The organism is Pseudomonas sp. Z2-11, from assembly GCF_054161305.1.
The window spans coordinates 766,749-788,248 of record NZ_CP096395.1 but is presented as its reverse complement, the minus strand read 5'-3'; the positions used below and the strand labels follow the sequence as shown (position 1 = coordinate 788,248).

The 21,500-nt window shown below is 60.9% G+C and carries 20 protein-coding genes and 1 pseudogene; 9 read left to right on the top strand and 12 right to left on the bottom strand.

Features of this window, described 5'->3' with window-relative positions; translation table 11 throughout:
* Positions 1-233: 233 nt before the first annotated feature.
* Entirely contained in the window at positions 234-1,409 is a 1,176-nt protein-coding gene (locus tag M1E16_RS03390; RefSeq protein WP_458129210.1) for an L-rhamnonate dehydratase, read from the bottom strand.
* A 319-nt stretch (positions 1,410-1,728) separates the two neighbouring features.
* A complete protein-coding gene (locus M1E16_RS03385; protein WP_458129209.1) occupies positions 1,729-2,733 on the bottom strand; it encodes a 4-hydroxythreonine-4-phosphate dehydrogenase PdxA in 1,005 nt (334 codons plus the stop codon).
* Between the two features lie 421 nt (positions 2,734-3,154).
* Between M1E16_RS03385 and M1E16_RS03380 the strand changes: the two genes are divergently transcribed.
* The 6 genes and pseudogenes from M1E16_RS03380 (at position 3,155) to M1E16_RS03355 (ending at position 9,545) form a co-directional block, all read left to right on the top strand.
* Positions 3,155-4,171, top strand: coding sequence for a Bug family tripartite tricarboxylate transporter substrate binding protein (locus M1E16_RS03380; RefSeq protein ID WP_434626263.1), 1,017 nt, complete (start codon positions 3,155-3,157; stop codon positions 4,169-4,171).
* 52 nt (positions 4,172-4,223) lie between these two features.
* Positions 4,224-4,757, top strand: coding sequence for a tripartite tricarboxylate transporter TctB family protein (locus M1E16_RS03375; RefSeq protein ID WP_458129208.1), 534 nt, complete (start codon positions 4,224-4,226; stop codon positions 4,755-4,757).
* Complete coding sequence (locus tag M1E16_RS03370) at positions 4,754-6,283, top strand: tripartite tricarboxylate transporter permease (RefSeq protein WP_458129207.1); 1,530 nt, start codon at positions 4,754-4,756, stop codon at positions 6,281-6,283. Before M1E16_RS03375 ends, M1E16_RS03370 begins: the two co-directional genes overlap by 4 nt.
* Before the next feature lie 69 nt (positions 6,284-6,352).
* Positions 6,353-7,294, top strand: coding sequence for a LysR family transcriptional regulator (locus M1E16_RS03365; RefSeq protein WP_434569885.1), 942 nt, complete (start codon positions 6,353-6,355; stop codon positions 7,292-7,294).
* A 466-nt stretch (positions 7,295-7,760) separates the two neighbouring features.
* Positions 7,761-8,639: pseudogene (locus tag M1E16_RS03360) on the top strand (methyl-accepting chemotaxis protein); the annotation flags it as partial.
* A 42-nt stretch (positions 8,640-8,681) separates the two neighbouring features.
* Positions 8,682-9,545: a methyl-accepting chemotaxis protein gene (locus M1E16_RS03355; RefSeq protein ID WP_434604984.1), complete on the top strand. Its 864-nt coding sequence runs from the start codon at positions 8,682-8,684 to the stop codon at positions 9,543-9,545.
* 54 nt (positions 9,546-9,599) lie between these two features.
* On the opposite strand, the gene M1E16_RS03350 is transcribed toward M1E16_RS03355, so the two are convergent.
* The 6 genes from M1E16_RS03350 to M1E16_RS03325 form a co-directional block, all read right to left on the bottom strand.
* Positions 9,600-10,019: a type II toxin-antitoxin system VapC family toxin gene (locus M1E16_RS03350; protein WP_305496990.1), complete on the bottom strand. Its 420-nt coding sequence runs from the start codon at positions 10,017-10,019 to the stop codon at positions 9,600-9,602.
* A complete protein-coding gene (locus M1E16_RS03345; protein WP_305496991.1) occupies positions 10,016-10,261 on the bottom strand; it encodes a FitA-like ribbon-helix-helix domain-containing protein in 246 nt (81 codons plus the stop codon). Before M1E16_RS03345 ends, M1E16_RS03350 begins: the two co-directional genes overlap by 4 nt.
* A 70-nt stretch (positions 10,262-10,331) precedes the next feature.
* Positions 10,332-10,700 (bottom strand): glyoxalase superfamily protein, encoded by a 369-nt coding sequence (locus M1E16_RS03340; protein WP_458129206.1) that lies wholly within the window; start codon positions 10,698-10,700, stop codon positions 10,332-10,334.
* A gap of 124 nt (positions 10,701-10,824) precedes the next feature.
* Positions 10,825-12,297 carry an N-acyl-D-amino-acid deacylase family protein gene (locus M1E16_RS03335; protein WP_458129205.1) on the bottom strand — a complete coding sequence of 491 codons (1,473 nt, stop codon included), beginning with the start codon at positions 12,295-12,297 and terminating at the stop codon, positions 10,825-10,827.
* A gap of 1 nt (position 12,298) precedes the next feature.
* On the bottom strand, positions 12,299-13,159 hold the full coding sequence (locus M1E16_RS03330) for a MurR/RpiR family transcriptional regulator (RefSeq protein ID WP_458129204.1): 861 nt from the start codon (positions 13,157-13,159) through the stop codon (positions 12,299-12,301).
* Between the two features lie 24 nt (positions 13,160-13,183).
* Positions 13,184-14,533: a GntT/GntP/DsdX family permease gene (locus tag M1E16_RS03325; protein ID WP_434602741.1), complete on the bottom strand. Its 1,350-nt coding sequence runs from the start codon at positions 14,531-14,533 to the stop codon at positions 13,184-13,186.
* A gap of 333 nt (positions 14,534-14,866) precedes the next feature.
* On the opposite strand from M1E16_RS03325, the gene M1E16_RS03320 reads away from it, so the two are divergent.
* Positions 14,867-16,312: a SulP family inorganic anion transporter gene (locus M1E16_RS03320; protein WP_458129203.1), complete on the top strand. Its 1,446-nt coding sequence runs from the start codon at positions 14,867-14,869 to the stop codon at positions 16,310-16,312.
* 144 nt (positions 16,313-16,456) lie between these two features.
* Here the strand turns inward: M1E16_RS03320 and M1E16_RS03315 are convergent, their stop codons facing one another.
* The 3 genes from M1E16_RS03315 to M1E16_RS03305 form a co-directional block, all read right to left on the bottom strand.
* Positions 16,457-17,350, bottom strand: coding sequence for an NAD-dependent epimerase/dehydratase family protein (locus tag M1E16_RS03315; RefSeq protein ID WP_458129202.1), 894 nt, complete (start codon positions 17,348-17,350; stop codon positions 16,457-16,459).
* Between the two features lie 103 nt (positions 17,351-17,453).
* Positions 17,454-18,365, bottom strand: coding sequence for a LysR substrate-binding domain-containing protein (locus M1E16_RS03310; RefSeq protein WP_458129201.1), 912 nt, complete (start codon positions 18,363-18,365; stop codon positions 17,454-17,456).
* Between the two features lie 170 nt (positions 18,366-18,535).
* Complete coding sequence (locus M1E16_RS03305; protein ID WP_458129200.1) at positions 18,536-19,126, bottom strand: NAD(P)H-dependent oxidoreductase; 591 nt, start codon at positions 19,124-19,126, stop codon at positions 18,536-18,538.
* A 198-nt stretch (positions 19,127-19,324) separates the two neighbouring features.
* Here M1E16_RS03305 and M1E16_RS03300 point away from each other — a divergent pair, with 198 nt between their 5' ends.
* Entirely contained in the window at positions 19,325-19,639 is a 315-nt protein-coding gene (locus M1E16_RS03300; RefSeq protein WP_434626273.1) for a putative quinol monooxygenase, read from the top strand.
* Here the strand turns inward: M1E16_RS03300 and M1E16_RS03295 are convergent.
* Positions 19,629-20,393 carry a sulfite exporter TauE/SafE family protein gene (locus M1E16_RS03295; RefSeq protein ID WP_458129199.1) on the bottom strand — a complete coding sequence of 255 codons (765 nt, stop codon included), beginning with the start codon at positions 20,391-20,393 and terminating at the stop codon, positions 19,629-19,631. The genes M1E16_RS03300 and M1E16_RS03295 overlap by 11 nt on opposite strands.
* 198 nt (positions 20,394-20,591) lie before the next feature.
* On the opposite strand from M1E16_RS03295, the gene M1E16_RS03290 reads away from it, so the two are divergent.
* A complete protein-coding gene (locus M1E16_RS03290) occupies positions 20,592-21,473 on the top strand; it encodes a LysR substrate-binding domain-containing protein (RefSeq protein ID WP_434626275.1) in 882 nt (293 codons plus the stop codon).
* Positions 21,474-21,500 lie beyond the last annotated feature (27 nt).

Sequence of the window (21,500 nt, the reverse complement as noted above, 5' to 3'; positions counted from 1 at the left end):
CACTGTTCACTCAAGGCAATCGACCAACCCGTGGCGAGGGAGCTTGCTCCCGCTCGACTGCGAAGCAGTCGTAGACCGGCGAGCGCGGTGTGCCTGATGCTCCGCATTCGGTAGGTTTGGGGCCGCTTCGCGCTGGAGCGCCAGCCCGGCCCAGCGGGAGCAAGCTCCCTCGCCACAGATCCATCATCTTTTCTTGAGTGAACAGCATTACGCTCATGTACGGCGCGTCCAGGTCACTCGATGATGTTGAAGTCGCTCAGGTATTCGTCGGAGATTTCCAGGCCCAGGCCCGGAGTGTTGTCGTCGAGCTGGATGTACCCGTTGACCGGTTGCGGCTCGCCCTTGAACACGTAGTAGAAGAGTTCGTTGCCAACCTCGACGTCGAACACCGGGAAAAACTCGGCCATCGGCGAGGCGGTGGTGGACATCGTCAAGTGGTAGTTGTGCATCTGCCCGGCATGGGGAATGACCGGCACCGACCAGGCTTCGGCCATGGCGTTGATCTTGCGCGCGGCAGTGATGCCGCCGACGCGGTTGGTGTCGTACTGGATGACGTCGACGGCGCGGCGTTCCAACAGGTCTTTGAAGCCGTAGGAGGTGAACTCGTGCTCGCCGCCGGAGATCGGCATGATCCCCATCTTCTTCAGTTCGATGTAGCCTTCGATGTCGTCGGCGATCACCGGCTCTTCCAGCCAGCGCGGTTCGAACTCGGCCAGTTTCGGCAACATGCGCCTCGCGTATTCCAGGGTCCAGCCCATGTAGCATTCGAGCATGATATCGACGTCAGGGCCGGCCAATTCCCGCAGGGCGCGCACTTGTTCGATGTTGCGGCGCATCCCCGCCGGACCGTCTTTCGGACCGTAGCCAAAGCGCATCTTCAGCGCGGTGAAACTCTGGTTGAGATAGCCCTGGGCCTCTTCGAGAAACAGATCGAGGTTGTCGTTGGCGTAGAGCTTGGAAGCGTAGGTCCAGATCTTTTCCTTGGTGCGACCGCCGAGCAACTTGAACACCGGCTTGTTGACGGCCTTGCCCATGATGTCCCAGATCGCGATGTCGATCGCCGAGATCGCCGCCATGCCGATGCCTTTTCGGCCCCAGGCGTGGCTCTGACGGTACATTTTCTGCCAGATGTATTCGTTGTCGAAAGGGTCTTCGCCAATGGCGATCGGTGCCAGGTAGGTGTCGATGATTTCCTTGGCCACACGCGGTGCCAGGGCGCAGTTGCCGATGCCAACGAGGCCGTTGTCGGTCTCGACTTCCACCACCAGCCAGCCGTGAAAACGGAAGGAGCCCATCGCGTCGCCGCGCTCGAACAGGATGTCGCTGGCGTTGGTGCAGAAGTGCGCCTGGGGCGGGACGACTTTGCCCTTCCACTCGAAAACGCGGGTACGGATCGCTTTGATTTTCATGAAATACAGTTCCTTGGGCTGCGGCTTCTTGTCATTGTCGGTCGTGTGCGCAGAGCCTTTTCAGGAAGCGGCTCCGGCATCCGATGGGCCGACTTTAGCCAGCGTCCGAGGACTGCGGATAATCACTTATGCGTATCCGCCGATAGCCTGAGGTGATAGCACATCCGAGTAAGAGAGCAGATCGGGTTATCAGCCATACACAAACAAATGTGGGAGCGAGCCTGCTCGCGAAAACGGTGTATCAGCCACTGGAAATGTGGCTGTACTACCGTAATCGCGAGCAGGCTCGCTCCCACAACGGACCGCGTTGATTTCAGGATCAGTGCCGGTTGCGCCCCATCCGGCATGCGATTTCGAAGGCCTGACGCGTAGCGCCGAGGTTGGCCTTACCCTGCCCCGCGATATCAAAAGCGGTGCCGTGGGCCGGGGTGGTGATCGGGATCGGCAAGCCGCCCTGCACCGTCACGCCACGGGAGAAACCCATCAACTTGATCGCGATCTGGCCTTGGTCGTGATACATGGTCACGACAGCGTCGAAGGCATTGGCATCGCCCTGGACCTTGAGAAAGATCGTGTCTGCCGGATACGGCCCTTGCGCCGCGATGCCCAGCGCCCGCGCCGAGCGTACGGCCGGACCGATGATGTCCAGCTCCTCGCGACCGAACGAACCGTTGTCGCCGTTGTGCGGGTTCAAGCCGCAAACACCGATTCGCGGTTGCTCCAGGCCATTGCGCTTGAGGGCGGTGTCGATCAGTTGAATCGCTTCCACTACCCGCTGCTCACTGAGCAGGCCCGGCACTGCGGACAGGGCCACATGGGAGGTCACGCGTGAAGTCCAAAGGTTGTCGAGCACGTTGAATTCGCAGAACGGTCCGTGGAAATCCAGCAGCTCGGCAAACCAGTGCAGTTCATCGCTGTGGGCCATGCCCGCCATGTGCAGCGAGGTCTTGTTCAGCGGCCCGAACAGGACCGCGTCGGTGGTCCCGGCTTCGGTCAGGCGCAGGGCCTTTTCCAGAGTGTCGAGGCTGTAGCGACCGCCAATCACGCTGGCCTCGCTACGGGGGAACTCGCCGACCGTGTCGCCGCGAAAGTCATGGAACAGCGGCGTGTCATCGACGAACTCCAACGCGTCCAGGGTTTCCACACGGCGATAAGGAAACTCGCTGCCGGCGATGCGCATGCCGCGACGCATTTCCGCTTCGTCAGCAATCAGAATGATGTTGGCCTTGCTGCGTACCTCGGGCTCGGCGAGCAAGCGTGCAATCAATTCCGGGCCAATGCCAGCCGGGTCACCCAGGACCATGGCGATAGTGGTTTTTTTCATGCTTCACTCCTCAAGGGTCCATGCCACGCCCGGTCATGACGCAAAGCTCTCGTCCTGAGCCATGGCATGTACCCCGTTTGTTATTGTTGTGAAATGCCGTCGGCCTGAAGACGTTGCCGAGCACTATCGGAGGCCTGGCGATAACCGTCTAATCAAAACTTGAAATCAGGTGATAGCTTCGGGTTATGGCACAGCGCGCTTTCAGCCTTCGGGTTCTATTTCTGCTTGTTTCAAAAAAAGCCCCAGCCCTCGACTCTGAACGATGTCCACCCGCTCCTTTTCGCGAGCTATAACCCCAGGCTATCGGTGTATGTATTGTTTTGACTAGACGCGGCGCCGGCACCTTTCCACACTCAGGCCAGGCTTGCGGCTTCATCGCGCAGACAAGTCACTCATAACAACGACAAAAACGAGGCCCATCATGCGAAATGCATTCGTCCGTCGCACATCGCGTCTTCTTCTAGGCGGCGCCCTGATTGCCGTCGGCGTCCTTCCCGCCCTTGCCCACGCCGCCTGGCAACCGGACAAGAATGTCGAAATCGTCGTCGCCGGCGGCCCGGGTGGCGGAACCGACCAGCTCGGTCGCCTGATCCAGTCGATCATCACCACCCATAAGCTGCTCGACGTCAACACCATTGTCCTCAACAAGGGTGGCGGCAACGGTGCCGAGGCCTTCCTCGACATGAAGATGAACAAGGGCGATGCAGAGAAACTGGTGATCGCCACCAATAACGTTTACCTGTTGCCGCTGGTTTCCAAGCTCGGCTACCAATGGCAGGAACTGACCCCGATTGCCGCCGTGGCCGAAGATGACTTTATCCTCTGGAGCTACAAGGGCGCGCCGTGGAAAGACGCGAAAGGTTTCTACGAAGCGGCCAAGACCGACCCGGCGAAGCTGCGCATGGGGGGCAGCCAGTCCAAGGACGTCGACCAGACCCTCACCCTGCTGCTCAACCAGACCAACAACAGCAAACTGGTGTACATCCCGTTCAAGAGCGGCAGTGAAGCCGCAACCCAACTGGCCGGCAAACACATCGCGGCCAACGTCAACAACCCCAGTGAAAGCATCAGCCAATGGCGCGGTGATCAAGTCGAACCGCTCTGCGTATTCAGCAAGGAGCGCATGAGCTACACCGAGAAAGTCGCCGGAAACAAAGCCTGGGCCGATGTTCCAACCTGCCATGAACAAGGCCTGGGCATCGATCAGTACCGCTTCCCGCGAACGGTGTTCATGCCCGGCGATGTCAGTGCCGAACAACGGGCCTTTTATGTCGAGCTGATGCGCAAAGTCACGCAGACCGATGAGTTCAAGGCCTACGTCAAACAGAACGCGCTGGTGCCGACTTTTCTCGAAGGCGAGCCCCTGACCGCCTACATCGAAAAGGACGTCGCCCGCGTCACCCCGGTGTTCAAGGAAGCCGGCTGGCTGAAAAACTGAAGTTGCCAGGGCCGCTCGCCCCAGGGCGGTCGTCACCTACTGGAGGTGTTTGATGTCCCATTCTTCGGATTCACCGGCGCTGGTCGGTACCCGTTGGGTCGAGCTCGGCCTGACGCTGTTCACCGCCCTGCTCGGTGCCGTGGTGATGTTCGGCAGTGTCGAACAAGGCATCGGCTGGGGCGATGCCGGCCCTGAACCGGGTTACTTCCCGTTCTATATCGGCCTGATACTGAGTGCGGCAAGCGTCGCCAACGGCGTGCTGACGGTGGTGCGCTGGCAGGCCCTCAGTGTTGCATTCCTCACCCGCAGTGCGTTCAAGCAAGTGCTATCGGTTTTTGTGCCCATTGCCCTGTTCGTCGGTGCGATGCCCTTCACCGGCATCTACCTCGCGTCGGCCTGCTTCATTGCCTGGTTCATGTGGCGCGACAAGGTCCGCGCCAAGCCTTACGGCAAGTGGATGATCGGTGCGGTTGCCCTCGGTGCGGCGCTCGCCAGCTACCTGATTTTCGCGCTGTGGTTCAAGGTCCCGCTGGATGCCGGCCCAATAGGCGACTGGATTGCCCTGGCCGGGAGAACCTTCAAATGAGCGAGTTCGATTCCCTGTTGCAGGGCATGAACCTGATCCTGACCCCGGGCCACATCGGTCTGATGGTGATCGGCGTTCTGCTGGGCATCCTGGTCGGTGTGCTGCCCGGTCTCGGCGCGCCCAATGGCGTGGCGCTGTTGCTGCCCTTGACCTTCACCATGTCGCCGGTGTCGGCGATCATCCTGCTGTCGTGCATGTATTGGGGCGCGCTGTTTGGCGGCTCGATCACCTCGATCCTGTTCAACATTCCTGGCGAGCCTTCATCGGTGGCGACCACCTTCGACGGTTACCCGATGGCCCGCGAAGGCCGGGCTGCCGAGGCGTTGACCGCCGCGTTCAGCTCGGCGCTGATCGGTGCGTTGTGCGGGGTGTTGTTGCTGACGTTCCTGTCGACAAAAATCGCAGCGTTCGCCATGTCCTTCAGCTCGCCGGAGTTCTTCGCGGTGTACCTGTTGGCGTTCTGCACCTTCATCGGCATGAGCAAGAACCCGCCATTAAAAACCGTGGTCGCGATGATGATCGGCTTCGCCATGGCGGCAGTCGGCATGGACACGGTTTCCGGCGACCTGCGCCTGACGTTCGACCAGCCGATCCTGATGACCGGGATCAGTTTTGAAGTGGCGGTGATCGGCCTGTTCGGCATTGTAGAAATCCTCTGCACGGTCGAGGAAGGCCTGGTGTTTCGTGGCGAACATGCGCGCATCACACCGATGGTGATCTTGCGCACCTGGGCCAGGTTGCCGCGTTACTGGTGGACGATCGTACGCAGCACACTGGTCGGTTGCTGGATGGGCATTACTCCCGGCGGCCCGACGGCGGCATCGTTCATGAGCTATAGCCTGGCGCGACGTTTCTCGAAAAACCGCGACAACTTCGGCAAAGGCGAGATCGAAGGGGTGATCGCGCCGGAAACCGCCGACCACGCTGCCGGTACCAGCGCGCTGCTGCCGATGCTGACGCTGGGCATTCCGGGTTCCGCCACGGCAGCGGTGATGCTCGGTGGCTTGATGATCTGGGGCCTGCACCCTGGGCCAACGCTGTTCGTCGAGCAACACGACTTTGTCTGGGGCCTGATCGCCAGCATGTACCTGGGCAACGTGGTCAGCCTGATCGTGGTGTTGGCCACCGTGCCGCTGTTCGCGTCGATCCTGCGCATTCCGTTCTCGATCATCGCGCCGATCATCATCATGGTCTGCGCCATCGGTGCGTACTCGGTGCACAACTCGTTCTTCGACGTGGTACTGATGCTGGGCTTCGGTGCGCTGGGTTACCTGTTCAAGAAACTCGGCTACCCGATCGCGCCGCTGGTGCTGGCGGCTGTATTGGGGGATAAGGCCGAAGACGCATTCCGTCAGTCGATGCTGTTTTCTGACGGGCAGCTGGGAATTTTCTGGTCCAACCCATTGGTGGGCAGCCTGACCACCGCCGCGCTCCTGATGCTGTTCTGGCCGCTGATCTCCAAGGCATTGGGCCTGCTGGTGGGCCTGCGTAAACCCCACGTCGCCGAGGCGAAATCATTGCTGTGACTCGGCACTGCTGGTAACGCCTGGCATTTATTGTCAGGCTTGCCACGGACTTTCCAGCGAGCACCGCCCATGACCCGAATTCCTGTTGCCAATGTCATCCATAGTCGACTGCGTCTGCGCCAACTGCGGCTGATGCTGGCATTGCAGGAATTAGGTTCTCTGCGCCGCGCAGCCGACCACATCGGCATGACCCAACCGGCTGCCACCAAAATGCTGCACGAAGCCGAGGACTTGCTCGGCGTCGAGCTGTTCGAACGCCTGCCCCGTGGCATGCGCTCCACCCCATTCGGGGAAACCGTCATTTATTACGCGCGTATGGTCTTCGCCGAGCTCAGCGGCATGCGCGAAGAACTGGTGGCACTCGAATCCGGCAACCTCGGCCGGGTGGCAGTCGGCGCCATTCCGGCGCTGGCTTCGGGACTGCTGACGCGCACCATCGCGACCCTGAAACAAAGCCATCCCCGGTTGTCCATGAGCATCCAGGTCGACACCAGCGACGTGCTGGTACAAGCGCTGTTGCAGGATCAACTGGACATCGTCCTGGGCCGGATTCCCGCCGGTGCCCGCGCCGAAGAGTTGCTCTTCGACAGCCTCGGGGAAGAGGCGCTGTGTGTCATTTGTGGCGCGCAGAATCCGTTGGCGCAGGCGACCCGACTGGGCTGGGCCGAGCTACAGAGCATGACCTGGGTGTTGCAACAACACCCAAGCCCGATGCGCGCAATCATCAACCAGGTGTTTCACAACGCCCGGGTCGATATCCCCAGCAGCATCGTCGAAACCACCTCGATCATGACCTTGCTCTCATTGGTCCAGCAGACCGACATGCTCGGCGTCACCCCGATATCGGTCGTCGAGGATTATCCAGGTCGTGACTTGCTCGCCGTGTTGCCGATCAAGTTCGAAGCCCGGTTGCCACCGTACGGATTGATCACCCGCCGCCATCGCATTCAGTCATCGGCGATGCAGGCGTTCATGAATTCGGTACGTGCCGAGCATGCGCTATTGAACTGACAGGCCCGTGTCGGCCGGCCGATCAGCCAATCGACGAGGCCAGCCCCTGCATGAACTTTTCTTCACCCCACGTCCTCGAGGGATTCGCTAACATCGCCTCGCTCATTCAAGAAACTAAGGTTTTTAGCCCGCTCTCCCGCGGGCTTTTTTTTGCCTGAATTTCAGGCCGAGTCGCCCGCTGTGCCCCCTGCCTTTCCCAATGTGGAAAAAAATCTTACAGATCCCTCCGTTTCCGCCGATAAAGCTCCGTTACACGTTTTTGCTGGCTCTTAACAACAACAATCTTCCAGCCAACCGACGATAAGCAGCACAACGTTCCTGGAGGAATTTGATGAATAGCTGGTTTGGCAACATTAGCGTCAACATGAAATTGGGCCTGGGCTTCGGCCTGGTGCTGGTCCTGACCTGCCTGCTGGCCCTGACCAGCTGGACCAGCCTTGGCGGCCTGATCGACCGCAGCAACTGGATGAGCGACATCACCCAGCTCAACGCTGGCCTGACCAAACTGCGCGTGACTCGCCTGCAATACATGCTGGCCAACGGTGACGAAACCGCTGCACAGAATGTGCAAACCACCCTTGACGGTTTCGTCGCGCAACAGAACGCGCTGCTCAACAGCTTCAAGAGCCCGGAAAACGTCAAGCTGCTCAGAGAGCAGAGCGCGACCATCAGCGCCTATCAGGTATCACTGAACAAAATGCGCAGCGCTTACCGCACCGGCAACAGCGCTCGTGATGTCATGGGGGCGAACGCCGAAACGGCCTACAAGCTGATCGAGGCCATCGACGCCGATGTGAAGCAAATGGCCCTCAACGATGAACGCTTCGCCCAGTTCCAGGCCATCACTGAAGCCAAGCAGGCGTTCATGCTCGCTCGTTATGAAGTGCGCGGCTACACCGCCAACCCCAACGCCGATACCGAACGCAAGGCCTTCGCCCAACTGGACGCGGCGGTTGCTTCGCTCAAGCCGCTGAACGAATATTTTGCCAGCGTCCATCAGGAAGAACTGCGTCAGCTGGAAACCACCCTGGTGCAATACCGCAGCGCCGTGCAGGCCTTCAAATCGGCCACGGCCGACGTGGTGCAGGCGCGCAAGGAAATGACCGACCAGGGCGCGACCATCGTTTCCCTGAGCGAACAGCTGTACCAGATCCAACTCGACCGTCGCGACGCCGAAAGCGCCCAGGCGCGTACGTTGCAACTGGTCAGCACGTTGCTGGCGTTGTTGGTCGGCATCATTGCTGCCGTCATCATCACCCGCCAGATCACCCGTCCGCTGCGCGAAACCCTGACCGTGGTCGAACGCATCGCCAGTGGCGACCTGTCGCAGGATGTGATCGTCACCCGTCGCGACGAGCTGGGCGTACTGCAACAGGGCATCGCGCGCATGGGCGTGACCCTGCGCGACCTCATCAGCGGCATCCGTGATGGCGTGACTCAGATCGCCAGCGCCGCCGAAGAATTGTCGGCGGTCACCGAACAGACCAGTGCCGGGGTCAACAGCCAGAAAGTCGAGACCGACCAGGTCGCAACCGCCATGCACGAAATGACCGCCACGGTGCAGGAAGTTGCCCGCAACGCCGAAGAAGCCTCCCAGGCAGCGGCCGCCGCCGACGGCGAAGCCCGTGCCGGCGACCAGGTGGTCAGCGAAGCCATTGCCCAGATCGAACGCCTGGCCAGTGAAGTGGTGCGCTCCACCGACGCCATGAGCGTGCTGCAACAGGAAAGCGACAAGATTGGCGCAGTGATGGATGTGATCAAGGCCGTGGCCGAACAGACCAACCTGCTGGCACTCAACGCCGCCATCGAAGCCGCCCGCGCCGGTGAAGCCGGTCGTGGCTTTGCGGTCGTCGCCGACGAAGTCCGTGGCCTGGCCCAACGCACCCAGAAATCCACCGAGGAAATCGAAGGCCTGGTGGCCGGCCTGCAGAACGGCACCCAGCAAGTGGCCGCCGTGATGAACAACAGCCGCAACCTCACCGACAGCAGCGTGGCCCTGACCCGCAAGGCCGGCGTATCACTGGAGAACATCACCCGTACGGTGTCGAACATCCAATCGATGAACCAGCAGATCGCCGCCGCCGCCGAGCAGCAAAGCGCCGTGGCCGAAGAGATCAGCCGCAGCATCATCAACGTACGCGACGTGTCCGAACAGACCGCCGCCGCCAGCGAAGAAACCGCGGCGTCCAGTGTTGAACTGGCGCGGCTGGGCAGTCAGTTGCAGCAGATGGTCAGTCATTTCAGGGTTTGATTACAAAAGCGCCCGCTTCCAACAGAAAGCGGGCGCTTTACGTAGCGATGCGGCTCATGCGCACCACGGATTGATTACCTCGACTCCTGGAAACTCGAAATCTCTTATATTGCGCGTAGCAACCGCAGCACCGTGAGCTCGGCAAATCGCTGCGATTTGCGCATCGGCCATGCCAACCGCCTTACCCTTGGCCTCGCATGAAGCGACAAGAGTTGCGTACTCAACAGCCGCATGGGCATCAAAAGACAGGATCCTGCCGGCAAAATCCTCTTCGAAGATGGCCATGGCATGGGATTCGAGCTTCTGCTTTCGCTTGCCGAAAGGCAGCCGAGCTATGCCATGAAGAATTTCCGCTACCGTGACAGCGCAGATAACCAGATCCATTGCGGGCTGCAAATCGACCCAAGTTAGAACCTTCGTGTCCGGCTCAGCGCGCATGAATTCGGAGATAACATTGGTATCGAGCAATATCATTCAGAGAAATCCACCGCCTTGGCTTTTTCGTCACGGGACGGTAGATCCAGCTCAACGCCCCCCAAAGCACTGAACCTGTTTCGAATACGGCTCCCAAGTCCTCCCGCAGGGCTTACCGTCGCTAGCGCGCGTCCCAAAATAAGACGAGCCTCTTCCTCCATGGAATGACCGTTATGAGCTGCGGCAATACGCAGCTGTTCTTTGATTTGATCATCAAGATTTCGAATCGTAATACTGGCCATAACGCCCCTGCAATCAATGAAATCATTGATTGCAGGCTAGTCGAAGACTCATCAAGTTGTCCAGCCGCCGTTACACACTGATCGCATTGGTAAACACCAACCGATTCCCGAACGGATCACTGATGGTCATGTCCTGGCTACCCCATGGCATGGCCTGGATTTGTGGGTGGGCGTAGCGGTATTGCTTGGCCATCAACTGTTGCTGGAACGCTTCCAACTCATCGGTCTCGATCCGCAGCGCCGAGCCCGGTGTGCAATCGCCGTGGTGTTCGGACAGGTGCAGTACGCAATCACCGCGCGATAATTGCAGGTACAGCGGATAGTCGTCACCAAAGCGATGTTGCCAGTCGACAGTAAAGCCCAGGAAATCGACATAGAACGCCAAGGCCTTGGTTTCATCGAAAATCCGCAGGATCGGGGTGGTCTTACCGAAGCTCATGGGTTGCTCCCTGGCTGAAATGACCCAGTTTAGATGGGTTGACCCCAATGCTTCGGCCTATCAGCCGGCTTCTTTAGTGTCGTAGTGCCATTATTGTGGCGTCAATTAACGTTATATCAGCCGCTTACACACCTTTAAAAGTCCGAAATCCCTGGCGAAGATTGCCTTCCCGCGCCAGGAATCGACCTTCCCGGCGGCCGTTTGCCTGGCCATCGCGATAACTCAGGACGCCGTTGATCCATACGCCATCGATGCCCTCGGCAGCCCGTTGCGGCTGGTTGAAATCGGCGACGTCGCGGACGGTTTGAGAATTGAACAACACCAGGTCGGCCCAATATCCTTCGCGGATTTCACCCCGTTCCTTCAGGCCAAAGCGTGCAGCCGAAAGGCCGGTCATCTTGTGCACGGCGGTGTGTAACGGAAAAAGCCCGAGGTCTCGACTGAAATGTCCCAGCACCCGTGGGAAAGCACCCCATAACCGAGGATGGGGAAACGGGTCTTCGGGCAAACCGTCGGAGCCGACCATCGACAACGGGTGCGCGAGGATGCGTCTTACGTCGCTTTCGTCCATGCCGTAGTACACCGCGCCGGCCGGCTGCAGGCGGCGCGCGGCTTCCAGCAGTGGCATGCCCCATTCGGCGGCGATGTCGATCAAGTCCCGTCCGCTCATGTGCGGGTGCGGCGTCGACCAGGTGATAGTGATGCGATGGGCATCGGTCACTTGCTTGAGGTCCAGCGTCGAAGAGCTCGCCGCGTAGGGATAACAGTCGCAACCGACGGGATGGCTTCTGGCGGCACTTTCCAACGCCGCGAGCACCTGTGGGCTACGCCCCCAATTGCCGGCGCCCGCACATTTGAGGTGGGAAATGATTACCGGGCTCCGTGCATGACGGCCGATCTGGAAGGCCTCGTCCATCGCTTCCAGCACCGGTTCGAATTCGCTGCGCAAATGGGTGGTGTAGACCGCGCCGAACGCTGCCAACTCTTCGCTCAGTTGCATGACTTCATCGGTCGACGCACAGAACGCGTTGGCGTAGGCCAGGCCGGTGGATAAACCCAGCGCACCGTCCTCCAGGCTTTCGCGCAGTTGCTGACGCATGGCGGCGATTTCTCCTGCGCTGGCGGTGCGCAGCAGATCGTCCAGGTGGTTGCTGCGCAGCGCCGTGTGCCCGACCAGTGCCGCGACATTGACCGCCGGCGTGGCGGCTTCCACCGCCGCACGATAATCAGCGAAGCGTGGGTAGGCGAACGCCTGGGCAGCACCGAGCAGGTTCATCGGGTCCGGTGGATCGCCCCGCAGGCTGACGGGCGCAGCGCTGATGCCGCAATTGCCGACGATGACCGTGGTGACGCCCTGACTGAGTTTGGGCAGCATCTGCGGTTGGCGGATGACCACCGTGTCGTCGTGGGTATGCACGTCGATGAATCCCGGCGCCAACACCCGGCCGGCGGCGTCGACTTCTTCAGTCGCCAAGGCGGCGCCGAGGTCGCCGATGTGTTCGATACGACCGGCGCGGATCGCCACGTCGGCGCTGTAGCCGGGCTTGTCGCTGCCGTCGATGATCAGCGCGTTGCGAATGAGCGTGTCGTAGTGCATGTCAGTCTCCCAGCGGCAGGTCGTCCTCGCCGCCTCGGTAATCGTCCAGGGCGAGCTTGACCCGCCGCAGGCGCTCTTGATTGTCTTGCGGATGGGCCAGCGCCAACTCGGTAGCGAGCACATCGATCGCCAACAGCATGCCGTAGCGCGCCGCCGTGGGTTTGAAGATGAACGAGGTTTCGGCGCCTTGCAGGGGCAGCACCACATCCGCCAGGTGGGCCAGTGGCGAGTCGGTGCGGGTAATCGCCAGGACCGGTGCTCCGTAGCTGCGCGCCAGTTCGACCGCGCCGAGCAGCTCCGGGGTGATGCCGGTCAGTGAACAGGCAATCACCAGATGCTGATCGCTCAGCGAAGTGGCGGTGATACGCATCATCAGCGGGTCGCGGCAGGCGGCGATCGGGTAGCCGAAACGCACCAGGCGAACCTGCAACTCTTCGCCACACAGCGCCGACCACCCACCGAGCCCGAACGCATGGATCATCCGCGCCTTGCCGATCATCCGAACCGCGTCGGCGAAACGTGACTCTTCGAATGCCGACAGGTGCTGGCGCAGCGTCGATTCGATATCGCCGACGATCTGCCCATAGAACGCCGACTGCTCGGGCGCGCCCGTGGGGTCGAGGAAACGGCTGCCGACGCCACTGGCCTGGGCCAGTTGCAGGCGCAGATCGCGCAAATCGCGGCAACCGACAGTCCGGGCAAACCGCGACAGCGTGGCACTGCTGACTTCGGCGCGTTGGGCCAGTTCATCCAGGCTGGCGGAAGCGGCAAATCCTACGTCGTCGAGCATCAGTCGGGCGATTCTTCCTTCGCCTGCACTGAAGAAATCCTGACGGGAGCGGATCTGGTAAAGGATGTCCATGACGGCACCTCTGTTGGAGCGCGATCAGAGCACGCGCGCAAGCCCGAGGGTCAGGCCGAACGCGACCAGGGAGATCAGCGTTTCGAGCACGGTCCAGGTCTTGAAGGTTTGGGTGACGGTCATATTGAAGTATTCCTTGATCAACCAGAAGCCGCCGTCGTTGACGTGGGAAAAGATCACCGAACCAGCGCCAGTCGCCAGCACCAACAGTTCAGGATGGGGATAACCGAGGCCGATCGCCACGGGCGCGACAATGCCTGAAGCCGTGGTCATCGCCACCGTCGCCGAACCGGTGGCGACGCGCATCAACGCGGCGAACAGCCAGCCCATGACCAACGGCGACAACTGGAACTCCTGGGCCAGCCCCACGATCTGCTGGGTCACGCCAGCGTCCACCAGAATCCGGTTCAAACCACCGCCGGCGCCCACCAGCAAAGTGATGCTGGCCGTAGGCGCCAGGCACTCGTTGGTGAATTTGAGGATCGATTCGCGGTTGAAGCCTTGGGCCAGGCCGAGGGTCCAGAAGCTGAGAATGGTCGCCAGGAGCAAGGCGATCACCGAGTTGCCGATAAACAACAGGAACTGGTTGAAACCGCTTCCCGGTGTGGAAATCAGGTTGGCCCAGCCACCGATCAGCATCAGGACCACCGGCAATAGGATCGTCCCCAACGTGATACCGAAGCCCGGCAGGTTGGCACGTGGTTCGCGGTCGAGAAATTGCCGCTCCAATGGGTTCTCGGCCGGCAGCTGAATGCGTGGCACGATGAATCTGGCGTACAGGGGACCGGCGATGATTGCGGTGGGAATGCCGATCAGGATGGCATACAGCAGGGTCTGCCCCACCGAAGCCTGGAATGCCTGCACCGCCAGCATCGCCGCCGGATGCGGTGGCACCAGGGCGTGGACCACCGACAGCCCGGCCACCATTGGCAGGCCGACCATCAGGATCGACACCCCGACACGCCGGGCAATCGTGAATGCGATAGGCACCAGCAGCACAAAGCCGACCTCGAAAAACAACGGCAACCCCACCAGGAACGCAATGCACACCATCGCCCAGTGAGCGTTGCGCTCGCCGAAGCGCTCGATCAGCGTCTGCGCCATCCGCTCCGCGCCACCGGACTCGGCCATCATCTTGCCGAGCATGGTGCCCAAGGCCACCACCAGCGCAATGTGCCCCAGGGTTTTGCCCACGCCCGCCTCGTAGGCGCCGACGACGCTGGAGGGTGGCATCCCGGCCAACAGCGCCAGGCCGATGGAAACCAGGGTAATCACGATGAACGGGTTGAGACGGTAGCGGGCGATCAGGACAATCAGCGCAATGATCGCGATCGCCGCGTAGACCAACAGCCAATAACCGAAATCAGGGGCCATGCGTTACTCCTCGAATGGGGTCACGTCGTTGTTTATGAAACTCATAAATCATTTCGAGAGGAAATCTACAAACCCGCTGAAAGTAATTTTCGCCCACAGACAAAAAATGTCGCGCAGGGACATCAAGACAAGGCCCCAATGAAAATCCACAGCCGAATTTTCATCGCCAGACAGGCCCTTCGTGGCGAGGGAGCTTGCTCCCGCTGGCCTGCAAAGCAGGCCCCCGGAAAGCCAATCACTGGCCCCAAGGTCCTCGATTCCGTACCATTCCCCCTGCTTTTCGCACCACTTCTTCGGCAGCCGACTCTTCACCGGCGCCCAATCAGGTAAACCATGAAACCAGCTCGTCTTCGCGCCGACGCCCTCGCCGGCCTCACCACCTCTTTCGCCTTGCTCCCGGAATGCATTGCCTTCGCCCTGGTTGCGCATCTGAATCCGCTGATGGGTCTGTATGGCGCCTTCATCATCTGCACCTTGACCGCCCTGTTCGGCGGGCGGCCGGGCATGGTGTCGGGGGCGGCGGGATCGATGGCGGTGGTGATCGTCGCGCTGGTGGTGCAACACGGCGTGCAGTACCTGCTGGCCACGGTGCTGCTGGGCGGATTGATCATGATGGCGTTCGGGCTGCTGCGGCTGGGCAAGCTGGTGCGGATGGTGCCGCACCCGGTGATGCTCGGTTTCGTCAACGGCCTGGCGATCGTCATCGCGTTGGCGCAACTGGAGCACTTCAAGAGCGACGGAACCTGGCTGAGCGGCGCCCCGCTGTACCTGATGGCCGGCCTCGTGGCGTTGACCATGGCCATCGTCTATCTGCTGCCGCGCCTGACCCGTAGCGTACCGCCGGCCCTGGTGGCAATCCTCGGGATTGGCCTGGCGGTCTACTTGCTTGGCCTGCCGACCCGGACGCTGGGCGACATGGCGCACATCGCCGGTGGCTTGCCGGTCTTTACCCTGCCAGATATCCCCTGGAACCTGGAAACCCTGCTGATAATCGCGCCCTATGCGGTGGTCATGGCGATGGTCGGCCTGCTGGAAACGCTGCTGACCCTTAACCTCACCGACGAAATTACTGAGAGCCGTGGTTATCCGGACCGTGAGTGCGTGGCATTGGGCGCGGCAAACATGGCGTCCGGCCTGTTAGGCGGCATGGGCGGTTGCGCCATGATCGGCCAGACGGTGATCAACCTAAGCTCCGGCGGGCGCGGCCGGTTGTCCGGAGTGGTGGCTGGGGTGATGGTGTTGCTGTTCGTGCTGTTCCTGTCGCCACTGATCGAGCGCATTCCGCTGGCCGCGCTGGTGGGCGTGATGTTCGTGGTCGCTCAGCAGACCTTTGCCTGGGCCTCGTTGCGGGTCATCAACAAGGTACCGGCCAATGATGTGCTGGTAATCATCGCGGTCACCGTCATCACGGTGTTTACCGACCTGGCCGTCGCGGTCCTTTGCGGGATTATCGTCGCGGCGCTCAACTTCGCCTGGCAACAGGCCCGGGAGTTGTACGCCGACACGCACCTGGAAGCCGATGGCAGCAAGCTTTATCGGCTGCACGGCACGTTGTTCTTCGCCTCGACCACGCCGTTCCTCAACCAGTTCGACACGGCCAACGACCCCGACCTGGTGACCCTGGACTGCCGCCACTTGAGCTTCGTCGACTACTCGGCCATCGCCGCGCTGATGACCCTGCGCGAGCGCTACAGCAAGGCGGGCAAGCATCTGCGGGTGTTTCATCTGTCCGAGCGTTGCAAGCAGATGCTCAAGCGCGCGGGTGTGCATCACGACTGACGAATGCCAACATGGAGCCTTGTGGGAGCGAGCCTGCTCGCGAATGCGGAAGACCAGGCAACATGTGCTTCGACTGACAGACCGCCTTCGCGAGCAGGCTCGCTCCCACAAGGGTGTTTACTCTTACGGCTCGACCGGCGTGACTCACACCATCTCATCAAGAATCCAAGCCACCACCGATGTGCGCTTCGGTGTCCACCCCAACAGCTCGCGGGCATTCTTGCCGCGCACGCGACTGTTGGAGCCCAGGCCGTAATTGGCCATTTCATAACCCCACTCGGCTTCGGCATCCGCCAGCGGCCAATCCTGCGGTTCGCCCAGGTTCAGCGCCTGAGCCATCGCGGTGGTCATCTCGATGAACGAAGCTTCACCGCTTTCGACAAAGTAGAACGTGCCAGGCTGGTTGCGGGTCAGGGCCAGCGAGTACAACTCGACCACGTCCTCGATGTGCACATTGGACCAGATGTTCTGCCCCGGTCCGACATGCCGCACCACGCCGCTTTTGTGTGCCTGCTTGAGCAGGCGCGGCAGTTGCACGCTGTCACGCTTGACGCCCAGGCTGTGGCCGTAGATCAGCGTGTTGCAGATCACCGCCGAATTCACGCCGTGCTTTGCCGCGTCGAGAATCAGGTTGTCGATCGCGACACGGGGCGCCTTGTCGGCGGTAGGTTGCGGCAGGGAGTCTTCGTAGTAGATGTCATCGCTGGCACGACCGCCCGATGCGTCGCCGACGATGCTCGAGCCGCTGGTATGCAGCAACACCTTGTTCGAGCCCTTGAGCGCCTCGACCAACGCGTCGGCCGCGCCACGATGATCGCTGCTGGCGGCGTTGATCACCGCGTCGGCGGCTCGTGCCTGTTTGATCAGCAGCGCGCTGTCTTCAAGGGTGCCGATCACCGGCGTGATGCCCAGCGCGCTCAACTCGTCGGCTTGTTCGGCGTTGCGCACCAGGCCAGTGACCTGATGGCCGGCCCGCACGAGACCGGTAGCAATGGAACCGCCGATGAAGCCGGCAGCGCCGGTAACAAATACTTTCATGGAGTAACTCCTTGGCGAAATAAGTGATGGGACGAGTATCGAGGAGCGTTCCTTGCCGAAACAGTCCACATTGCCCAAATCACTCTTGCCTTGAAGTCACGAATCAGCCCTTGAATTCGCGCGAGGCGTACCCGGCGAGCTTGCCTTGGATGAAGTCCAGGAAACACTGGATCCGCAACGCCAGCTGGGAGTTGCGGTAGTACACCGCGTTGATCGGCTGGCGGTAGCCGCTGTTGGCATCGGCCAGCAGCAACTTGAGGCGACCGGCGCTGATATCGTCGCGCGTCATGAAATCCGACAGGCAAGCGATGCCCTGCCCTTGCAGCGCCAGGTGACGCACCGTTTCGCCGCTGGACGCGCTGATGGCCGGCTGGATCGGCCAACGATCACCGTGGATGTGACGCAGCGGCCATTGGTTGAGCCCGTCGTTCTGGGCAAACCCCAGCAGCGAATGCTCCGCCAACTCGGCCACGCTTGAAGGTGTGCCATGTCGCTTGAGATAGGCCGGGCTGGCGAGGATGTGCAACGGACTGCATCCGAGCGACCGTGCATGAAGCGTCGAGTCGGTCAGGGTGCCGATGCGGATGGCGACGTCTGTGCTTTGCTCGAGCAGATCGATGATCAAGTCGTTGCTGTTGAGCTCGAGCTGGATGTCCGGGAAGAGCGTACGGAATTCTTCGATATGAGGAACGATGGCGTGCAGCATGAACGGCGATGCGGCGTTGATCCGCAAGCGCCCGGCGGGGTTCTTCTGGCGGGAAGACAGGCGCTCTTCCAGCTCGTCCATCTGGTCGAGAATGCCCTTGGCCTGCTCGAAAAAATACTTGCCCTCTTCAGTCAAGTCCATGCGCCGCGTGGTGCGGTTGATCAGCGTGGTGTCGAGCTTGGCCTCCAGGCGCGACAACGTCCGGCTGACCGCCGACGGCGTCTGCCCGACCTGCTCGGCGGCGGCGGAAATCGATCCGCATTCGATCACGCAGACAAAAATCTGCAACTCGTCGGATCTGGCTTTCACAGACATCCTCTCGTGGAATGCATATACCGATGTAACGATCGCCTTTGTGGCGAGGGAGCTTGCTCCCGCTGGGCGCGTAGCGACCGCTTTTTGGAGGCGCTTCGCACCTCAGCGGGAGCAAGCTCCTCGCCACGACACCTTCGCTTCAAGTCAGCCGGATACTAGCCCGATTACCGCGAAAGACCGAACACCTCAATCAAATGCCGCTCATACCGCGCCACATCTTCTTCGATGTTCGGACGCTTCATCACGTCCACGCAGAGAAACGTTGGCAGACCGGCCATGCCGAGGAACTGATTGGCCTTGTGGAACGGGAAATACACCGCGTCCACGCCCTTGGCTTCGAAGAAATCAGTCGGGTCGTCGAAGGCTTGCTGCGGGGCGTTCCAGGTCAGCGACAGCATGTACTGCTTGCCCTGCACCAGGCCACCGCTGCCATATTTCTGCGAAGCATCGGAACGGGTGCGGCCGTCGCTGGCATAGAGGCTGCCGTGGCCTTCGGTGAAGACCTCGTCGATGTATTTTTTTACCGTCCATGGCGCCCCCATCCACCAGCCGGGCATCTGGTAAATGATCACGTCGGCCCAAAGGAATTTCGCGACTTCTTCCTTGATGTCGTAGCCGCCGTCGATGAACGTGGTTTTTACATCCAGACCGCCACGATCGAGCACGCTGAGAGCAGTGTCGTGCAGGGTTGCGTTATAGCGACCGTCGGAGTGAGCGAATTGTTTACCGCCATTGAGCAACAGGATTTTTTTCATCGGAGCCTCATTGGTTCCACGGCGTAGACCGCTGGACGGACGCCGAAGGGAAAGATTGAAAATGATGGCGGCAGAGTACCGATGAGCTTCGCGCGGAATAAGCAGCGAAACGACAAAACTGTTTTGACCTATACGCACGAATCGCAACTGGATTGTTGCCGTAAAATTCGCCGGACCCTTTGACCAGGAGCCCACCTGATGAGTGAATTGCACGGTTTCATCCTGCACGCCAAGACCCGCCCGGAAAAAGCCGAAGCCTTCGAAACGCTGTTTCGCGCCTACGTCGAACCGAGTCGTGCCGAGCCTGGCTGCATCGAATATCACATGCTGCGCGACCAGCAGGACCCGACGTTGTTCATCTTCTATGAGATCTGGGCATCCCAGGCTGACCTGGAAGTGCATTCGAACCTGCCGCACATGAAGCAGTTCTTCGAGCAGCGCATGGACTATCTGGAACGCGACTTCGAGATTCGCCGCGTCGACATGCTCAGTCGATCCTCGGCTAGCCGCTGATCAACAGGTGGCCGCCGAGCACGCCAAGGCCAATAAAAAACACCCGCTTGAACAATACGGCGCTGATCCGCTGGCGCAGCCATTGCCCCAGCCACATCCCCAGCAGCGCCGGCACCAGCGCCAGCAGCGAAGCGCTCAGTTCACCGCCCCCCAGCGCACCGCGCCACAGCAGGCCGGCCGCCAACGCTAGTGTCGAGACGGTGAATGACAGGCCGAGGGCCTGCACCAACTCATCCTTGCTTAAGCCCAGCGCTTGCAGATAAGGCACCGCCGGGATGACGAACACGCCTGTGGCCGAGGTGATCACACCGGTCAACACGCCACAGAGTGGCGCGAGCCAGTGTTCATCCCGGGCGCTCACTCGCAACGTCGGCAGCAACAACCCGCTCAGCGCATACAACACCAGCGCCGCGCCGAGCGCCCGTACTGCCCAGGCGCCGCCCACCATGCCGATCCACAAAGTGCCAAGGCCGGTGCCGATGAAAATCGCCAGCAGCAGCGGCCACAAGCGCCGGATCAATGCTTGAAGATGCCCACCAGATGCCAGTTGCCAGACGTTGGTCAGCGTGGCCGGAATCAGCAACAGTGCCGCAGCCTGTGCCGGAGCCATAGCCAGGCCGAGAAGGCCCATCGAGATGGTTGGCAGGCCGAGGCCTATGACGCCCTTGATGGTACCGGCCAGCAGAAAGGTACCGATGACCAGCAAGCAAAGGGCCAGGCCGAGGTTTTGATAGAAGGCGAGGAGTGTGTTCATGGGGTTATCGTAAGGTCCGCGCCCGGGTTTGAAAATGTGCCATATACTGAGGGTGCCTCTTGTCTGGCGATAGGCAAAAAAATTACATTGCCGCTTTCGCGAGCAGGCTCGCTCCCACAGTCGAAATACAGAACCCTGTGGGAGCGAGCCTGCTCGCGAAAGCAATAAACCAGACACCGCAGCCCCCAAGAGCAGCCCATGCACTTCGATCTCACCGACCTGCGCCTCTACCTGAACATCCTCGACACCGGCAACATCACCGCCGGCGCCGCTCGCAGCCATCTTTCCCTGGCAGCGGCAAGCGCCCGGGTGCGTGCCATGGAGGCGTCCCTGGGCATCGACCTGCTCGAACGCGGGCGGCGCGGCGTCACTCCGACGCCGGCCGGCAAAGCCTTGGCCCAGCACGCCCGGGTCTTGCTGCAGCACGCCGAACATCTGCAACAGGACCTGGCCGAATACGCCAAAGGCGTCAAAGGCCAGGTGCGGCTGCTGTGCAACACCAGCGCGATGACCGAATACCTGCCCGAATTACTCGCCAGTTTCCTCAACAGCCACCCCAACCTGGACATCGACCAGCAGGAATTGCCCAGCTCACGGATCACCCATGCGTTGCGCCAGGGCGCCGCAGACCTGGGTATCGTTTCCGACGCGGTGGACACCGCTGGCCTTCAGACCTGGCCTTTTCGTGACGATCCGCTGGTCCTGGTCCTACCGTCCGGGCATCCCTTGGCTGACGGCCGCACGCCGAGTTTCAGCGAGACCCTTAACCACGACTATGTCGGCCTGAACGCCACCAGCGCGCTGGCGATTTACCTGGAGGAACAGGCGCTGCACACCGGTATGCGCATGCAGATTCGCATTCGCGCCGAGGGCTTTGACGGGGTGATCCGCATGGTTGCCCATGGCGCGGGTATTGCCGTCGTGCCGAAGGCCGCTATCGAACGCCGTCCATCCCAATCCTCATATCACTACGTGCCGCTGCAGGAGGCCTGGGCACACCGTGCCTTGTTGCTTTGCGCGCGGAATTTCGAGCGTTTACCAGCCTATGCCAAGGCCCTGGCTCGCCATCTGGCCGAGTAATGCGCGCTTCTGGGCAGCCCGGTGTCG